The sequence below is a fragment of the Achromobacter sp. EG18 genome (genome assembly GCF_059759395.1).
Window position 1 is genome coordinate 514020 of record NZ_CM186213.1, and the last position, 16405, is coordinate 530424.

The 16405-nt window shown below is 68.4% G+C and carries 14 protein-coding genes; 10 read left to right on the plus strand and 4 right to left on the minus strand.

The genetic code is table 11. From position 1 onward, the window contains the following. Nucleotides 1–10 precede the first annotated feature (10 nt). Complete coding sequence (locus AC6CR5_RS02495) at nucleotides 11–715, plus strand: riboflavin synthase subunit alpha (RefSeq protein ID WP_448684874.1); 705 nt, start codon at nucleotides 11–13, stop codon at nucleotides 713–715. Nucleotides 716–767: 52 nt separating this feature from the next. On the opposite strand, the gene AC6CR5_RS02500 is transcribed toward AC6CR5_RS02495, so the two are convergent. Both AC6CR5_RS02500 and AC6CR5_RS02505 read right to left on the minus strand, forming a co-directional pair. Next, nucleotides 768–2261, minus strand: a complete 1494-nt coding sequence (locus AC6CR5_RS02500) for a M81 family metallopeptidase (RefSeq protein ID WP_006386397.1) — start codon at nucleotides 2259–2261, stop codon at nucleotides 768–770. An 18-nt stretch (nucleotides 2262–2279) separates the two neighbouring features. Next, nucleotides 2280–3581: an MFS transporter gene (locus AC6CR5_RS02505; protein ID WP_054416003.1), complete on the minus strand. Its 1302-nt coding sequence runs from the start codon at nucleotides 3579–3581 to the stop codon at nucleotides 2280–2282. A 219-nt stretch (nucleotides 3582–3800) separates the two neighbouring features. Here AC6CR5_RS02505 and AC6CR5_RS02510 point away from each other — a divergent pair, with 219 nt between their 5' ends. Both AC6CR5_RS02510 and speG read left to right on the plus strand, forming a co-directional pair. Next, nucleotides 3801–4715 (plus strand): LysR family transcriptional regulator, encoded by a 915-nt coding sequence (locus AC6CR5_RS02510; protein WP_047992815.1) that lies wholly within the window; start codon nucleotides 3801–3803, stop codon nucleotides 4713–4715. Between the two features lie 227 nt (nucleotides 4716–4942). After that, nucleotides 4943–5527: a spermidine N1-acetyltransferase gene (gene speG / locus AC6CR5_RS02515; RefSeq protein ID WP_006386394.1), complete on the plus strand. Its 585-nt coding sequence runs from the start codon at nucleotides 4943–4945 to the stop codon at nucleotides 5525–5527. Between the two features lie 170 nt (nucleotides 5528–5697). On the opposite strand, the gene AC6CR5_RS02520 is transcribed toward speG, so the two are convergent. Further along, a complete protein-coding gene (locus AC6CR5_RS02520; RefSeq protein WP_233639360.1) occupies nucleotides 5698–8127 on the minus strand; it encodes a heavy metal translocating P-type ATPase in 2430 nt (809 codons plus the stop codon). 97 nt (nucleotides 8128–8224) lie between these two features. Between AC6CR5_RS02520 and cadR the strand changes: the two genes are divergently transcribed. Then, complete coding sequence (cadR, locus tag AC6CR5_RS02525) at nucleotides 8225–8659, plus strand: Cd(II)/Pb(II)-responsive transcriptional regulator (protein ID WP_150100290.1); 435 nt, start codon at nucleotides 8225–8227, stop codon at nucleotides 8657–8659. Between the two features lie 125 nt (nucleotides 8660–8784). Next, a complete protein-coding gene (locus AC6CR5_RS02530) occupies nucleotides 8785–9378 on the plus strand; it encodes a nitroreductase family protein (RefSeq protein ID WP_150100291.1) in 594 nt (197 codons plus the stop codon). Nucleotides 9379–9444: 66 nt separating this feature from the next. Here the strand turns inward: AC6CR5_RS02530 and AC6CR5_RS02535 are convergent, their stop codons facing one another. After that, nucleotides 9445–9771 carry a hypothetical protein gene (locus tag AC6CR5_RS02535; RefSeq protein WP_024068585.1) on the minus strand — a complete coding sequence of 109 codons (327 nt, stop codon included), beginning with the start codon at nucleotides 9769–9771 and terminating at the stop codon, nucleotides 9445–9447. Nucleotides 9772–9939: 168 nt separating this feature from the next. Here AC6CR5_RS02535 and AC6CR5_RS02540 point away from each other — a divergent pair, with 168 nt between their 5' ends. The 5 genes from AC6CR5_RS02540 (at nucleotide 9940) to AC6CR5_RS02560 (ending at nucleotide 16405) form a co-directional block, all read left to right on the plus strand. Next, on the plus strand, nucleotides 9940–10452 hold the full coding sequence (locus tag AC6CR5_RS02540) for a sigma-70 family RNA polymerase sigma factor (protein WP_006386389.1): 513 nt from the start codon (nucleotides 9940–9942) through the stop codon (nucleotides 10450–10452). Beyond that, nucleotides 10449–11420 carry a FecR family protein gene (locus AC6CR5_RS02545; protein ID WP_024068586.1) on the plus strand — a complete coding sequence of 324 codons (972 nt, stop codon included), beginning with the start codon at nucleotides 10449–10451 and terminating at the stop codon, nucleotides 11418–11420. The genes AC6CR5_RS02540 and AC6CR5_RS02545 overlap by 4 nt, the downstream gene beginning before the upstream one ends. A 61-nt stretch (nucleotides 11421–11481) precedes the next feature. After that, on the plus strand, nucleotides 11482–13884 hold the full coding sequence (locus tag AC6CR5_RS02550; protein ID WP_026382700.1) for a TonB-dependent siderophore receptor: 2403 nt from the start codon (nucleotides 11482–11484) through the stop codon (nucleotides 13882–13884). Between the two features lie 241 nt (nucleotides 13885–14125). After that, nucleotides 14126–15358 (plus strand): 3-methyl-2-oxobutanoate dehydrogenase (2-methylpropanoyl-transferring) subunit alpha, encoded by a 1233-nt coding sequence (locus AC6CR5_RS02555; protein ID WP_006386387.1) that lies wholly within the window; start codon nucleotides 14126–14128, stop codon nucleotides 15356–15358. A gap of 3 nt (nucleotides 15359–15361) precedes the next feature. Continuing rightward, nucleotides 15362–16405 carry an alpha-ketoacid dehydrogenase subunit beta gene (locus AC6CR5_RS02560; protein WP_020927269.1) on the plus strand — a complete coding sequence of 348 codons (1044 nt, stop codon included), beginning with the start codon at nucleotides 15362–15364 and terminating at the stop codon, nucleotides 16403–16405.

The window sequence follows — 16405 nt, forward strand, 5'->3', positions numbered from 1 at the left end:
CAGGATCAGCATGTTCACCGGTATTGTCCAAGGCACCGCGAAGATCGCGAACATCGCGGACCGCGAAGGCCTGCGCACGTTTACGCTGGCGTTTCCCGACGGCTTCTGCAAGGATCTGGCGGTCGGCGCCAGCGTCTCGACCGACGGCGTCTGCCTGACGGTCACCGAAATCCTCGACGCCAACCACGCCACCTTCGACGTCATGCTGCAAAGCCTGGCGATTACCACGCTGGGCAGCTACCAGGAAGGCGACCGCGCCAACGTCGAGCGCGCCGCCAGGGATGGCGCCGAGATCGGCGGCCATCCGCTGTCCGGCCACGTCGATTTCACCTCGGAAGTGGTGATGGTGAAGTCGTCGGACACCAATCGCCTGATGCGCTTCAGCATCCCCGAGGCGTTCCGCAAGTACGTGTTCGCCAAGGGCTACATCGCCATCAACGGCGCCAGCCTGACCGTGTCCGAGGTGAACCGCGCCGAGGGCTGGTTCGAAGTCTGGCTGATCCCCGAGACCCGCCGCATGACGGTGTTCGAGGACAAGCAGGTGGGCGACCACGTCAACATCGAGATCGAGCGCAGCACCCAGGTGGTGGTGGACACGGTGCGCGAGACCGTCCAGGAAAGCCTGGGCAAGCTGCAGCCGCTGCTGGAAGCCATCCTCAAGGAAAAAGGGCTGACGCTGGAAGATTTCGTCAGCCCGCGGGGCAAGCTCAAGTAGGACGCGGCCGTCCGCCTTCCATCCGCGTTCCGTTCAAGACCAGGCCGCGAATTCAAGCCGCGAATGCCGGCCCCAGCGGCTTGATGCGGATGCCCGGTTGCAGCCGGGTCCAGGGCAGGTCGGCGGGATCGGCCTGCATCGGGCCCGGGGCCTTGGCCACCAGCACCTCATGCGCGATCGGCTGGAAGTCGGCGCGGAAGTGCACCGAGCTTTTCACCACCAGGATCGCCATCTCCTCGGGCTGCACGCCGCCGACGCGGAACAGGTTGCGGTCCAGCATCTGCGACTTGGTGGCGCTGACCACCACGCGCACGCCGCCCAGGCGCAGCCCGGCCACCGCCTCCAGGTCCACGTCCATGCCGTTCATCATCGGGCCATCGAAGCGCAGCTTGCCCGGCGACAGCGTCTCGACCACGAATTCGCCCTCGAACGGCGCGTCGCCGGCCACGCCGGACTGGCCGCCCAGGCGCAGCTTCACCTTGCCGCCGATGCCGGCGGCGGTCGCCTGCCGCACGGCCTCGGGATCGTAGAACAGGCCCAGCGCGGCGTTCTGCGCGTCGGCCTCGACCAGCGCGCGCAGCATGCCGGTGGTGTTGGCGTCGCCGCCCGCGCCCGGGTTGTCCTGGGTGTCGGCGATGACCACGGGGCGCGAGGCGCCGGCCGCCAGCGCCTGGGCCCGCTTGACGGCGTCGGCCGGCGCCAGGAAGTCGGGCGACCATTGCGGTTCCAGTTCCAGCACGCGCTGGTACAGCGCCTCGGTCACGCGTTCGACCGCGTCGGCGTCGGTGCCGTAGGCCCAAACCACCGGGCCGCATTCGGGAAAGTCCGCCGCCGGAAAGCCCGGCGCGAACGAGATCGAGGCCACGCCCGGCGTCCGTTCCAGGCGCTCCAGTTCTTCATACACCCCTTGCGACGGCTGCAGCATCGTGCACATGCCGTTGATGGGGATCAGGAACGGCAGGCGGCGTTCGGCGCGCACCCACTTGTCGCCGGCCGCGACGCGCGCGGCCAGCAGGCGCGCGGCGTGCTCGCCGGTCACTGCCATGTCCACGTGCGGGTAGGTGCGGAAGGCGGCCAGGCCGTCGGCCTCGCGCAGCATCCGCGCGGTGACGTTGGCGTGCAGGTCCAGGCTGCCGACCACCGGTACGCCGGGGCCGACCAGCGCGCGCACCCGGGCCAGCAGTTCGCCTTCGCCGTCGTCCAGATGCTCGGCCACCATGGCGCCGTGCAGGTCCAGGTAGATGGCATCGAAGCCGCCGGCGCGCGCCGCGTCGACGATCTCGCCGGCGATGCGTTCGTAGGCGTCGCGGGTGACGTGGGCCGACGGGCTGGCGCCGGCCCAGATCACCGTGCGCACGGTGTGGCCCTGCGCCAGCGCGGCGTTGATGAAGCCGCCGGCGGGGATGTTGACCTCGCGCAGCGCCAGCATGTCCTCGCCGCGCACCATGGCGGGAAAGCCCTCGCCGCGCACGAAGTTCTCGTAGGCCGCCTTGGACGGCGCGAAGGTATTGGTCTCGTGCTGGAAGCCAGCCACCAGAATATGCATGATCGATTCCTTTGAGCGTCAGGCGCGCGCGGGCGCGGATTGGGGGGGACGATTCACCAGCAGCAGCAGGGCGCCGGCCACCAGCAGGGCGGAGATCGCGTACAGGCCGCCGGCCAGGCTGCCGGTGGATTCCTTGACCCAGCCGATGATGGACGGGCTGAGAAAGCCGCCCAGCAAGCCGATGCTGTTGATCAGCGCGATGCCGCCCGCCGCGGCTTCCCCTTGCAGGTACTGCGACGGAATCGCCCAGAATACCGTGTAGGCGGCCCACATGAAGCCGGTGGCCAGCGTGATGGCCGTCAGGGATAGCGCGAATTGCGTCGGCGCCGCGGTGGCGATGCACAACGCCACGCCGGCCAGCAGGGCGGGCACCAGCGTGTGCCAGCGGCGTTCGCGCATGCGGTCGGAGCTGCGCGCGAACCACAGCATGAAGACCGCCGCGGCCACGTAGGGGATCGCCGAGTACAGGCCGATCTGCATGGTGTCCTGCACCCCGGCCAGCTTGAGCAGCGTCGGCAGCCAGAAGCTGACGGCATAGATGCCGCAGATCAGGCAGAAGTAGGTCAGCGCCATGCCGTAGATGGCCGGATCGCGCAGCACCTGGGCGAAGGCGTGCTTCTTGTGCGCGCCGCGGCTGTCCAGGTCGGCGGCCAGCAGCGCCTTTTCCTCGGCGCTGAGCCAGCGCGCCTCGGCCGGCTTGTCGTCCAGGTAGCGGAAGGCGATGACGCCCAGCAGCACACAGGGCAGGCCTTCCAGCAGGAACATCCATTGCCAGCCGTCCAGGCCATGCGCGCCGGAGAAGGCCGTCATGATCCAGGCGGAGACCGGGCCGCCGACGATGCCGCCGATCGGGCCGGCCAGCATCACCACCGCCATGACGCCCGCCATGCGCGACTGCGAATACCAGTAGGTCAGGTAGAAGATCATGCCGGGGGCGAAGCCGGCCTCGAACACGCCCAGCATGAAGCGCAGGACGTAGAAGCTCCATTCGCCCTGCACGAACAGCATCGAGGCCGAGGTCAGGCCCCATAGCACCATGATGCGGCTGATGGTGCGGCGTGCGCCGATGCGCGTCAGCAGCAGATTGCTGGGCACCTCGAACATCACATAGCCGAGAAAGAAGATGCCCGCGCCCAGGCCGTAGACGGCGTCCGAGATGCCGATGTCCTGTTGCATCTGCAGCTTGGCGAAGCCGATGTTGATGCGGTCCAGGTAGGCGAACACATAACAGAGCAGCAGGAACGGCAGCAGCCGCCAGGTGATCTTGCGGTATAGCGGAGCCAAGCGCGGATCGGCGCCTGGCGTGGCCTGATGGGGCATTGCGTGTCTCCTCGCGGGCGGGTCTGCGCCCGCCGCGGTGGTTGGGATGGCGGCGGTTCCCGGGGGCGGGTCCGCGCGGCGTCCATATTGCGAGCACGCAGTGTTCGAAACAATGACCTGGGTGATAAATTATCGTTGCCTTCAGGGCAACGGAAAAACGATGCCGCGGCCATGCTGCCCGGCGTCTGGGCGTTCATGACAAAACATACAGGGGAAGCGATGGCCGAAATCAGCCAGACGCGGCTGAAATACTTCAACGAGGTCGTGGCCTGTGGCTCGATCCGCGGCGCCGCCGACAAGCTCGGCACCGCGCCCTCGGTCATCAGCCGCCAGATCCAGTTGCTGGAAAAGGAACTGGGCGTGGCGCTGTTCGAACGGCGCGCGCGCGGCCTGACGCCGACCGAGGCCGCCGACATGCTGCTGGAATACCACCGCGCCTGCCGCGCGCAGCAGGAACACCTGAACACGCGCCTGCAGGAACTGCGCGGCATGCGGCGCGGCAACGTCCATCTGATGATCAGCGAGGGCTTCATCGACAGCCTGATGGAGCACGTGGTCGGGCCGTTCTGCATCGAACACCCGCGCATCAACGTCAGCGTCAACGTCGGCTCGGTCAACGAGGTGGTCGAGGCGGTGGCCACGGATGCCGCGCACATCGGCCTGGCCTACAACCCGCCCGTGGACCCGCGGCTGCGCTGCCGCGCCAGCCGCAAGCATCCGGTCTGCCTGCTGGCGGCGCGCGGCCACGCGCTGGCGCGCCATCGCGCCCCGCTCACCATTGCCGACATCCTGCCGTATCCGTTCGCGCTGATGTCCGCGCCTTACGGGTTGCGCCAGGCGGTCGACCTGCTGGAGTTCACCGAACGCATCCACCTGACGCCGAGCCTGACCACCAATTCGCTGCGGGTGCTCAAGCAGTACGCCATCAGCGGCGCCGGGGTGACGCTGATGCCGAACCTGGGCGTGCACCACGAATTGGCCAGCGGCGAACTGGTGGCGCTGCCGATCGCGCATCCGATCCTGAGCGCGCCCGAGTGCCAGATGCTGCTGCGCCTGGGGCGGCCGCTGTCGTCGGCCGCCAACGAGGTGGTGCGCCGCATCGAGCAGCGCCTGCCGGCGTTCGCGGCGCCGTGACGGCGCCGGCCACGCCCGGGGCGGGGCAACCTCGGCGCGGGGCGATGCGCGGGCGCATTTCGTTACCGGGGATGGGGCCTGGTTTTGAAAGGTTCAAGCATCCATGCGCTTTTTCAGGCATTTTTCTGCTGTAGGTCAATGAACAAGCCATCCTTGCCGTGAGAGTGCCATGTAAAGGGCGTTTCAGGGCAGCGTAAGCTACAATGGCGGCACTTTCGGAGGTTTCTATGTCGGTAATATCCGATATCAAAATACGCCCCCTGGAGCGCGGCGACCTGCACTTCGTCCACAAGATCAACAATAACGACGTCATCATGCGTTATTGGTTCGAAGAGCCTTACGAGGCCTACGACGAACTGGTTGCCCTCTATGACCGCCACTTGCACGACCAGAACGAGCGGCGCTTCATCATCGAGCACGACACCGGCCAGCCGGCCGGCCTGGTGGAACTGGTGGAAATCGACTACATCCACCGCCGCGCCGAATTCCAGATCATCATCGCGCCCAGCTACCAGGGCCGCGGCTACGCCAAGGCCGCCACCCGCATCGCGGTGGGCTACGCCTTCCGCGTGCTGAACCTGCACAAGGTCTACCTGGTGGTGGACAAGGACAACAGCGCCGCCGTGCACATCTACGAGCGCTGCGGCTTCCAGATCGAAGGGCTGCTCAAGGAAGAGTTCTTTTCCAACGGCGCCTACCGCGATGCCTACCGAATGGCGCTGCTGCAGCACGATCACCTGCGCGAAGTCGGACCGGGCGCGCCGGACGCGCCGGTGCTGCGCGACTGGCCGCAGGAAGAACAGACCGGCTGACGCGCGGCGCATTCGGCGTTGCATCCCCGCATGATCAGGGCGGCCGAGGCCGCCTTCCCGCGCAGTGCGCCTTGAACGATCGGACGGCGCGAAAGCGCGACGCCGCGCCGATGTGGAAAAACGCCCCGGCAGGAGATTCCCGCCGGGGCGTTTTGCATCAGGGCGGCGCTTCAGTTCGCCGCCGGGGCGGCCCGCAGCAGCCGCAAGCCGTTGGCCACCACCAGCAGGCTGGCGCCGACGTCGGCGAACACCGCCATCCACAGCGTGGCGTTGCCGGTCATCGCCAGCGCCAGGAACACCACCTTGATGCCGAGCGCCAGCGCGATGTTCTGCACCAGCACGCGGTGGGTGGCGCGCGACAGGCGCAGGAAGGTGCCGATCTTGCGCAGGTCGTCGTCCATCAGCGCCACGTCGGCCGTCTCGATGGCGGTGCCGGTGCCGGCCGCGCCCATGGCGAAGCCGATATCGGCGCGGGCCAGGGCCGGGGCGTCGTTGATGCCGTCGCCGACCATGCCGACCTTGCCGGCGGGCGCCAGCTTGCTTTCGATGGCGGCCAGCTTGTCCTCCGGCAGCTGGTCGCCGCGCGCTTCGTCGATGCCGACCTGGCGCGCGATGGCTTGCGCCGTGGGCGTGTTGTCGCCCGTCAGCATCAGGGTGCGCACGCCCAGCGCGTGCAGGTCGGCGATGGCGGCCGCGCTGGTGGGCTTGACCGTGTCGGCCACCGCCGCCAGCGCCAGCACGCGCTGGCCATCGCTGAGCGCGATAGCGCTCTTGCCCTGCTGTTCCAGTTCGTCGAAGCGGGCTTCCAGCTTTTCGTCCGACACGCCCAGCTCGCGCATCAGGCGGCGGTTGCCCAACTGGAACAGCACGCCGTCCACCTTGCCGCTGACGCCGCGGCCGGGCAGGGCGGTGAAGTCGTCCACTTCCAGCAGGGCCTGGCCGGCGTCGCGCGCGGCGTTGGCCATGGCCAGCGACACCGGGTGGTCGGAGCGAGCCGCCAGGCTGGCGGCGACCTGCGCCGCGGGCTGGCGCGCCAGGTCGGAGACGTCCCAGTCCTGCAGGTCGGTCTGCACCGGCTTGCCGTGGGTCAGCGTGCCGGTCTTGTCCAGCGCCAGCCACTTCAGGTTGCGGCCTTCCTCCAGGTACACGCCGCCCTTGACCAGGATGCCGCGGCGCGAGGCCGCCGTCAGGCCGCTGACGATGCTGACCGGCGTGGAGATCACCAGGGCGCAGGGGCAGGCGATGATCAGCAGCGCCAGCGCGCGGTAGATCGCGTCGAACCAGGGTTGGTCCCACAGCAGCGGCGGCACGACGGCCACCAGCAGCGCCACGCCGACCACGGCGGGCGTGTAGATGCGCGAGAAACGGTCGATGAAGCGCTGGGTCGGCGCGCGCGCGCCCTGGGCCTGTTCGACCGCGTGGATGATGCGCGCCAGCGTGGTGTTGCCGGCGGCGGCGGTGACGCGGTAGTCGAACGAGCCGGCCGTGTTGACGGTGGCCGCGTAGACCTGGTCGCCCTCGGCCTTTTCCACCGGCAGGCTTTCGCCGGTGATGGGGGACTGGTCCACCGCCGAACGGCCGCTGACGATGATGCCGTCGGCGGCGATGCGTTCGCCCGGTCGCACCCGCACCACATCGTCGATCTGCAATTGTGCCGCCGGCACCTGTTTCCAGGCGCCGTTGGCCTGGCGCACGGTGGCGGTTTCGGGCGCCAGGTCGAGCAGGCCGCGGATGGCGTTGCGGGCGCGGTCCAGCGAACGGGCCTCGATCAGTTCGGCCACATTGAACAGGAACATCACCATGGCCGCTTCCGGCCACTGGCCGATCAGCACCGCGCCGGTGACGGCGATGCTCATCAGCGCGTTGATGTTCAGGTTGCCGTTGCGCACGGCGATCCAGCCCTTGCGGTAGGTGCTGATGCCGCAGGCCAGGATGGCGGCCACCGCCAGCGCGGCGGTGACGCCCCAGTGCATGCCGGCGAAGTGCGACGCTTCGGACAGCGCGGCGAGCACGCCGGCGCCGCCGATGGCCCACCAGTTCACGGGCGCGGCGGCCGGGGCCGGCGTGCGCGGCGCGTCGTCGGCCAAAGGCTCGGGTGTCATGCCCAGCGACTTGATGGCCGCCGTGATGCGGTCCAGCGCGCCTTCGGCGTGCACCACGGTCAGGATGCGTTGCATCAGGTTGAAGTCCAGCGCGTGCACGCCGGCGACGCCGTCGAGCTTTTTGCGAATCAGCGTTTCCTCGGTCGGGCAGTCCATCTGGCCGATGCGCAGGCGCGCCAGCAACTGGCCCGGGCCGGCCTGCAGCGCGGCCGCGCCGCCCGACATGCGGATGGCGCCGGCGTCGTGGCTGCAGCAGGCCGTGGCGGCGTGGCCATGCTCATGGTCGTGCGCGTGGCCGTGGCCGTGGTCGTGGTCTTGACCATGGTCGTGATCGTGGCGGTGGTCGTGACCTTGACCATGGTCGTGATCTTGGCCCTGGGCCTGGCCATGGTCGTGGCCGTAGCCCGGGCCGGCGCGCTTGGCGGCGGGCGCGTGTCCACCGCAGCAGGCGCCGGCGGTGGCGGAGTGTTCGGGGTGTCGGGTCGATGCTGAAGACATTCTCGTTGCCTTTTCGTAAGCCATTGACCGCATTGCACACCTTGGAGTTACTATAGGGTCAACCCCCTAAATCCATCGGATGCGTCCGGGAGGCACGATGCGTATCGGCGAATTGGCCATGGCGGCCGGCACCACGGTCGAAACCGTCAGGTATTACGAGAAGGAAGGGCTGCTGCCCGCCCCGGAACGGGGACTGAACAACTACCGCAGCTACGGCCAGCCCCACCTGGAGCGCCTGCGGCTGATCCGCAACTGCCGCGCGCTGGACATGACCCAGGACGAGATCCGCGCGATCCTGTCGCTGGCCGACAATCACCAGGCAGGATGCGGCCCCATCAATGAACTGTTCGACGAACACATTTCCCACGTGGACGAGCGCATCGCCGAGCTGACCCAGTTGAAGACGCAATTGACCGATCTGCGCCAGCGTTGCCTGTCGGCGCGGCCCGACGCGGAAGACTGCGGCATCCTGCACGGCCTGTCGGAAATGCAGGTCGAGGAACGCCAGGAGCGCCATACCCACCTGGGTTGAACGTCCTAGTCGCCATGCGCCGGGCAGGGGGATAGCCGTCCCCGGCGCGGCCATGGCGTAATATGAGAACCCTTCTCTTTCCCATTTGGGAAACCGCCAGAATTCCGTAACTTGTGCCTGACTCCATGACCCAGACCGCCACCGCCACGCCCCTGCACGCCATCACCTCGCGCCGTTCCGTCAAGTTCCTGCGGGCGCCGGCGCCCAAGCCCGACGAACTCGAACAGATCCTGCAGGCCGCCATGTCGGCCCCCGACCACGGCGCGCTGCGTCCCTGGCGTTTCGTGGTGATCAAAGGCGAGGCCATCGGCAAGCTGGCCGACGTGGCGCTGGAAGCCGTCAAGCGCAGCGGCGACCCGCGCATGACGCCGGAAAAGGAAAAGTCGGTGCGCGAGTGGATGGCCGGCGTGCCGCTGTTCGTCGCCGTGGCGCAGAAGATCGCCCACGACAACACCAAGATCCCCGAGGCCGAGCAACTGCTGGCCACTGGCTGCGCCACCATGAACATCCTGAATGCCGTCCACATGCTGGGCTATGGCGCGTTCTGGAGCACCGGCATCGGCACCTACGTCGAAGACGTGCAGGCGGCGCTGGGCCTGGATTCGCTGGACTACCGCTTCCTCGGCTTCCTGGCGATCGGCACCCCGGCGTGCGCGGTGCCGCCGGCCAACCGCCCGGACTACCGCGAGTTCGTCACCGAGTGGACCGGTCCGGCCTGAGGCGCGTCGTGGTTCGATAAAAAACCGGCCGCTGGCCGTTTTTTTTCGTGTTGCGAGCGGCGTGGCCTACCGTTGCGACGCGATGGGCCGGAAGGCCGCGCGCACCAGTTTCTCCAGGCCCCATCCCACGAAATAGAAGAGGGCCAGCGTGGGCAGCCCGATCAGCAGGTAGCCGCCGGTCCACGACAGGTCGCCCAGCAGCCGGTCCAGGTTCAGGTCGTGCAGCAGCGCAAGCTGCAAGGCCAAGGGCAGTTGCAGCAGAATGAAGCGGCCCTTGTCGTCGCCGTCGGCCGACAGCGCGCCGGCGATGCAAAGGATGACGACGGCGAGGTAAAGCGCGGCAAACACGATGCCGGTCCAGCTGAACCATTTCGAGGCGGTCAATCGAGGCACGTCGGTTTCCTGGGAAATCGGAAGGTGCAAGTATAGAGGTCGCCCTGGCGCAGGCCGTCGACCCCGGCCGGCGTTGCTCGCCGTCCGGCTTCACGGAGCAGGCTTGCGCGGCCATCAATAAATGACAATAATTCTTATTGTTGATTAGCCCGCCCTCCCATTCCCTCCATGTCCCATCCTGCGCAGCCGACGCCGCACACCGCCGCCCAGCTGTACGAGGCCCATCATCCGTGGTTGCTGGAATGGCTGCGTCGCCGGCTGGGTTGCCGCCATGATGCCGCCGACCTGGCGCACGACACTTTCGTGCGGGTACTGGCCGGCCGCCCGACCGAGCCGATCCACGAACCCCGTGCGTTCCTGACCACGCTGGCGCAACGCACGCTGTACACGTTCTGGCGCCGCCGCGAACTCGAGCGCGCCTATCTTGACAGCCTCGAGGCCCTGCCGCATGCCAGCGTTCCCAGCGAAGAGCAGCGCGCCTTGGTGGTCGAGGCCCTGATGCAGATCGACCGGGCCTTGCAGCGCCTGCCGGCGCGCGTCCGGCAGATCTTTCTCCTGAGCCAGTTGCACGAGCTGACCTATCCGCAGATCGCCGAACGCCTTGGCGTATCCGCCATCACCGTCCGCCGCGGCATGAAGCAGGCCATCACGCTGTGCGTGGCGGCGCGCCTGGCCGCATGAGCGTGCCCGCGCTGCCGGCCGTCGTCGAGGCCGCGGTCGACTGGATGGTGCTGCTGTCGTCGGGCGAGGCGGCCGAGGCCGATCGCGTCCGCTTCGAGGCCTGGCTCCAGGCCGATCCCCGTCACGCCGCCGCCTGGGAGGCGGTTGCCGGCGCCGTCAAAACCACTTTTGCGCCGCTGGGCGACGGCGCCTCGATCCAGGCCGCGGGCGCGGCGCTGCTGGCGCCGGTATCGCGACGCCGCGCGCTGCGCAATGCCCTGCTGCTGGCGCTGGCGGCTGGCGGACTCGCTGCCCTGGTCGACCGCCAGACGCCGTTGCGGACCCTGGCCGCCGACCTGCGCACCGGGACGGGCGAACGCCATACCTATCCGCTGCCGGACGGCAGCGAAGTCACGCTGAACGCGCGTTCAGCCGTCGACCTGGCGTTCGACGGCCGCGCGCGCGTGCTGCGGCTGCGCGCGGGCGCGGTGTACGTGCGGGTCGCGGCCGACGCCGCGCGGCCCTTCATCGTCGCCAGTCCCGATGGCGAGGTGCAGGCGCTGGGCACGGTGTTCGGCGTGGCGCGCGACGAGCAGGGCAGCGTCGCCTGTGTGATCGAGCACAGCGTCGAAGTCCGCGCGGCGGGCCAGCGGCGCGTCCTGGCGGCGGGAGAGGGCGCGCGCTTCGGGGCGGATGGCATCGGCGCGTCGGATGCCGCGCTGGCCGAAACCGCGGCCTGGCACGACGGCATGCTGGTGGTGCGCGACCAGCCGCTGGGCGCGGTGGTGGCGGCGTTGCGGCCCTACCGGCGCGGCTTCCTGCGCATTTCACCCGAGGCCGCGCGGTTGCGGGTGCTGGGCGCCTTTCCGCTGGACGATACCGATCGGGTACTGGAATCCCTGCGCCAGACCTTGCCGATCGAGGTCGGCGGGCTGGGCGGCTGGCTCGTCAGCATCGACCTGCGCGCCGATGCCGCCGAAAAAAAATGATCGCTTGCGGCGGGCTCGCTGGACATACCTCCTGAAGCACCCCCTTGTCGCAGGAGATTCCATGTTCCCCGTTCGTCCCGCGCCGCAGCTGGCGGCCGCGTTCCTCATTGCCCTGGCCGCGCCGGCCGCTATCGCCCAGGCGCAGGCGGGCGCCCAATCGGGCGCGTCCCTGGCGCAGCGCTACGATCTGCCCGCCGCGCCGCTGGCCGAGACCCTGACCCGCATCGCGCGCCAGAGCGGCCGCGCGGTGTCGGTCGATCCGGCGCTGGTGGCGGGCCGCCAGGCGCCAGCCGTGGCCGGCACCTACACGACCGAGCAGGCCTTGCGCCAGGCGCTGGCGGGCAGCGGCCTGGAATTGCGCATCACCGCCAACGGCACCTTCAGCGCGCGGCCCCTGCCGCAGACGGGCGGGGCGGCCCTGCTGGAGCCGGTGCGCGTGACCGGCGCGGCGGAATCGGCCACAGGCCCGCTGCATGGCTACGCCGCCCGTGTCAGCGCCACCGGCACCAAGACCGACACGCCCATCATCGAGACGCCGCAGTCGATCACGGTGGTCGGCGCCGAGGAAATCGAGACGCTCAAGGCGCAGAGCCTGCAGGACGCGTTGGGCTACGTGGCGGGCGTGAGCCGCGCCGAGGGCCAGGACCGCACGTCCGACAGCCTGTTCCTGCGCGGCTTTCGCGGCACCCAGGGCAGCTACTATCGCGATGGCACGCTGTACACCGTGAACATCTACAACGGACGGCAGGAACTGTACGGGCTGGAACGGGTCGAGTTCCTCAAGGGCGCGGCCTCGGTGCTCTACGGCGCGGCGCCGCCGGGGGGCGTCATCAATACGGTCAGCAAGCGTCCCACCACCGAGCCGTTGCATGAACTGAATGTCGAGGCGGGCAACTTCCGCCGCAAGCAGATCTCCGGCGACTTCGGCGGCGCGCTCGATGACGAGGGAAAATGGTCGTACCGCCTGACCGCCCTGAAGCGCGACAGCGATACCTTCATCGATCACGTGCCGGACGATCGGACCTACGTGGCCCCGGCCCTCAAGTGGCAACCCAGCGACGCCACTTCGCTGACCCTGCTGGCGGAGTACCAGGAGGACCGCACGGTCTACGTCTACGGCCTGCCTGGCCAGGGCACGGTGCTGCCCAATCCCAATGGCAGGATTCCGCGCAATCGCTTCACGGGCGAACCGGGCTTCGACAAGTTCATCATGAAGCGCTATTCGATCGGCTACCTGTTCGAACACGCGTTCACGGACCAGTTCAAGCTGCGCAACAGCGTGCGCTACTTCCACGCGGACAGCACTTATTTCTCCACCGACATCTGGCAGTTGCAGGCCGACCAGCGCCACACCGCCGATCGCGGCGCGATGCCGCGCTGGGACCGGTCTTCGGCGGTTGTGGCCGATACATCGCTGCAGTACGACGCCACCACCGGCCCGCTGCGCCACACGCTGCTGGCGGGCCTGGACTACTCGCTGCCCAGGCACGAGACCGAGCGCTACCTGCGCGGCAACACCAACATCGATCTCTATGACCCCGTCTATGGCGTCCCGCTGGGACCGGCTACGCCGTTCCCGTGGTCGTCCTCGAAAACCGACATGAAGCGCCTGGGGGTCTACCTGCAGGATCAGGTCAAGATCGCCGATAAGTGGGTGCTGCTGCTGGGCGGCCGGCACGATTGGGTCACGGTCAACGAACGCAATTTCTTCACCGGCGAAAAGATCGCGGACGACGAAAGGAGCCAGGCCTTCACCGGCCGCGCCGGCGTCGTCTATCTGGCCGACAACGGCCTGGCGCCGTTCCTGAGCTACAGCGAATCGTTCGAGCCGACCAGCGGCCAGGATCGCCAGGGCAGCCGCTTCAAGCCCACCACCGGCGAGCAGTACGAAGCCGGGCTGCGTTACCAGCCGGCCGGGTCGGACACCATGCTGTCGGCGGCGGTGTACCAACTGACGCGCAAGAACGTGAACGTGGCCGACCCGTTCGATACCAACTACGAGATCCAGGCCGGCCAGGCGCGCACCCGCGGGCTGGAGCTGGAGGCGCGCACCCGCGTCGGCCGCCACGCCAACCTGATCGCCGCCTATGCCTACACCGATGCGCGCACCCTCAAGGCCAGCCCGCTGCAACCGGACGAGGTCGGCAAGCGCCTGAACTCGGTGCCGTTCAACCAGTTCTCGGTCTGGGGCGACTACGGCTTCGGCGCCTTCGGCCTGCCGGGGCTGCGGGTCGGCGCGGGGGTGCGCTACGTCGGCAGCACGCGCGGCCTGGCGCATGGCACGGCGGTCGAGGTGCCGTCCTTCACGCTGTTCGATGCCATGGTGAGTTACACCACCGGGCCGTGGAAATTCGCGCTCAACGCCACCAACCTGGCCGACAAGACCTACATCGGCAGTTGCACCTACGGTTGCTTTTATGGCGAGCCGCGGCGGGTGATCGGCACGGCGACCTACCGCTGGTAAAACCGGACGGGCAGGAGGGGGAAAACCTCCCGCCGCGCGCGCCGGCCGGCCCTGGGCCTGTGCGGCGAGCGAGGCCTGGCGCGGCCCCTGTCTCGGGGCCGCGCCCTGTGCTACTCTGGCTCCCGGCCGTGCATGTTTATCCCTTTGCACAGGCCGACGATGGCAATGTCCGAGGTCACCCCCCTGGGCAGTGTCTTGGTAAGAAGAATGCGCATGACACGATCAAGCGTGGAGACAATTCATGAGCCAATATGGGCCGCTGAAGTTGCACGTCCCCGAGCCTACCGGGCGTCCGGGTTGCAAGACCGACTTTTCCTACCTGCGCCTGTCGCCGCCCGGCGAGGTGCCCAAACCCCCCATTGACGTCGCCGCGATCGACACCGGCAGCCTGGCCTACAGCCTGGTGCGGGTCATCGACGACGACGGCCGCGCCGTCGGCCCGTGGGCGCCGGAGATCAGCGACGAGCTGCTGCGCCGTGGCATGCGCACCATGCTCAAGACGCGCATTTTCGACGGCCGCATGCTGACCGCCCAGCGCAAAAAGAAGATCTCCTTCTACATGCAGAGCCTGGGCGAAGAGGCCATCGGCTCGGCCCACGCGCTGGCGCTGGAGCAGGGCGACATGTGTTTCCCGACCTACCGCCAGCAGAGCATCCTGCTGGCGCGCGACGTGTCGCTGGTGACCATGATGTGCCAGCTCATGTCCAACGAGCGCGACCCGCTCAAGGGGCGCCAGTTGCCGGTCATGTATTCCGACCGCGAGAACGGTTTCTTCACCATCTCGGGCAACCTGGCCACGCAGTTCATCCAGGCGGTGGGCTGGGGCATGGCCTCGGCCATCAAGGGCGACACCCGCATCGCGTCGGGCTGGATCGGCGACGGCGCTACCGCCGAGGCGGACTTCCACACCGCGCTGACCTTCGCGCACGTGTACCGCGCGCCGGTGATCCTGAACGTGGTCAACAACCAGTGGGCCATTTCGACATTCCAGGCCATCGCCGGGGGCGAGGGCGCCACCTTCGCCGGCCGCGGCGTGGGCTGCGGCATCGCCTCGCTGCGGGTGGACGGCAACGATTTCCTGGCGGTCTACGCCGCCTCGCGCTGGGCCGCCGAGCGCGCCCGCCGCAACCTCGGCCCCACCCTAATCGAATGGGTGACCTACCGCGCGGGCCCGCACTCCACCTCCGACGATCCCTCCAAGTACCGCCCCGGCGACGACTGGAGCCACTTCCCGCTGGGCGACCCGATCGAGCGCTTCAAGAAGCACCTGATCCTGCGTGGCATCTGGTCCGAGGCCGAGCACGACGCGGTGCGCGCCGAGCTCGACGCCGAGATCCAGGCGGCGCAGAAGGAAGCGGAAAGCTACGGCACCCTGGTGGACGGCCACGTCCCCAGCGCCGCCAGCATCTTTGAAGACGTCTACAAGGACATGCCGGAGCACCTGCGCCGGCAACGTCAGCAGCTCGGAGTGTGAGTCATGGCTATCGATAACAATGCTGGTCCGGCGTCCGCGCCGATGACCATGATCCAGGCTTTGCGCTCGGCCATGGATGTGATGCTGGAGCGCGACGGCAACGTGGTGGTGTTCGGCCAGGACGTGGGCTATTTCGGCGGCGTGTTCCGCTGCACCGAGGGCCTGCAGGCCAAGTACGGCAGCTCGCGCGTGTTCGACACGCCGATCTCCGAAGGCGGCATCGTCGGCGTGGCGGTGGGCATGGGCGCCTACGGCCTGCGGCCGGTGTGCGAGATCCAGTTCGCCGACTATTTCTATCCGGCCTCCGACCAGATCGTGTCGGAAGCGGCGCGCCTGCGCTACCGCTCGGTGGGCGAATTCATCGCGCCCATGACCATCCGCATGCCCTGCGGCGGCGGCATCTACGGCGGCCAGACCCACAGCCAGAGCCCCGAGGCGATGTTCACCCAGGTCTGCGGGCTGCGCACGGTGATGCCGTCCAACCCCTACGACGCCAAGGGCCTGCTGATCGCGTCCATCGAGAACGACGATCCGGTCATCTTCCTGGAGCCTAAACGCCTGTACAACGGTCCGTTCGACGGCCACCATGACCGTCCCGTGACGCCGTGGACCGGACGCCCGGGCAGCGTGGTGCCGACCGGCTACTACACCGTGCCGCTGGACACCGCCGCCATCGTGCGGCCCGGCAACGCGCTGACGGTGCTGACCTACGGCACCACGGTGCACGTGTCGCTGACCGCGGCCGAGGAAACCGGCATCGACGCCGAGGTCATCGACCTGCGCAGCCTGTGGCCGCTGGATCTGGAAACCATCGTCAACTCGGTCAGGAAGACCGGCCGCTGCGTCGTGGTGCACGAAGCCACGCGCACTTGCGGCTATGGCGCCGAGCTGATCGCGCTGGTGCAAGAACACTGCTTCCATCACCTCGAAGCGCCCGTCGAGCGCGTGACCGGTTGGGATACTCCCTATCCGCACGCGCAGGAATGGGCGTATTTCCCCGGCCCGCGCCGGGTCGGCGAAGCGTTCAAACGCGCGATGGAGGTGTGA

Bases quoted from the DNA above. Each gene is read 5' to 3' on its own strand.
- AC6CR5_RS02545 (WP_024068586.1), top strand. From the start codon at position 10,449: ATGAGCGTGCCCGCGCTGCCGGCCGTCGTCGAGGCCGCGGTCGACTGG.
- AC6CR5_RS02505 (WP_054416003.1), bottom strand. From the start codon at position 3,581: ATGCCCCATCAGGCCACGCCAGGCGCCGATCCGCGCTTGGCTCCGCTA.
- AC6CR5_RS02555 (WP_006386387.1), top strand. From the start codon at position 14,126: ATGAGCCAATATGGGCCGCTGAAGTTGCACGTCCCCGAGCCTACCGGG.
- AC6CR5_RS02540 (WP_006386389.1), top strand. From the start codon at position 9,940: ATGTCCCATCCTGCGCAGCCGACGCCGCACACCGCCGCCCAGCTGTAC.
- speG (WP_006386394.1), top strand. From the start codon at position 4,943: ATGTCGGTAATATCCGATATCAAAATACGCCCCCTGGAGCGCGGCGAC.
- AC6CR5_RS02560 (WP_020927269.1), top strand. From the start codon at position 15,362: ATGGCTATCGATAACAATGCTGGTCCGGCGTCCGCGCCGATGACCATG.
- AC6CR5_RS02520 (WP_233639360.1), bottom strand. From the start codon at position 8,127: ATGTCTTCAGCATCGACCCGACACCCCGAACACTCCGCCACCGCCGGC.
- AC6CR5_RS02550 (WP_026382700.1), top strand. From the start codon at position 11,482: ATGTTCCCCGTTCGTCCCGCGCCGCAGCTGGCGGCCGCGTTCCTCATT.
- AC6CR5_RS02500 (WP_006386397.1), bottom strand. From the start codon at position 2,261: ATGCATATTCTGGTGGCTGGCTTCCAGCACGAGACCAATACCTTCGCG.
- AC6CR5_RS02530 (WP_150100291.1), top strand. From the start codon at position 8,785: ATGACCCAGACCGCCACCGCCACGCCCCTGCACGCCATCACCTCGCGC.
- AC6CR5_RS02495 (WP_448684874.1), top strand. From the start codon at position 11: ATGTTCACCGGTATTGTCCAAGGCACCGCGAAGATCGCGAACATCGCG.
- cadR (WP_150100290.1), top strand. From the start codon at position 8,225: ATGCGTATCGGCGAATTGGCCATGGCGGCCGGCACCACGGTCGAAACC.
- AC6CR5_RS02510 (WP_047992815.1), top strand. From the start codon at position 3,801: ATGGCCGAAATCAGCCAGACGCGGCTGAAATACTTCAACGAGGTCGTG.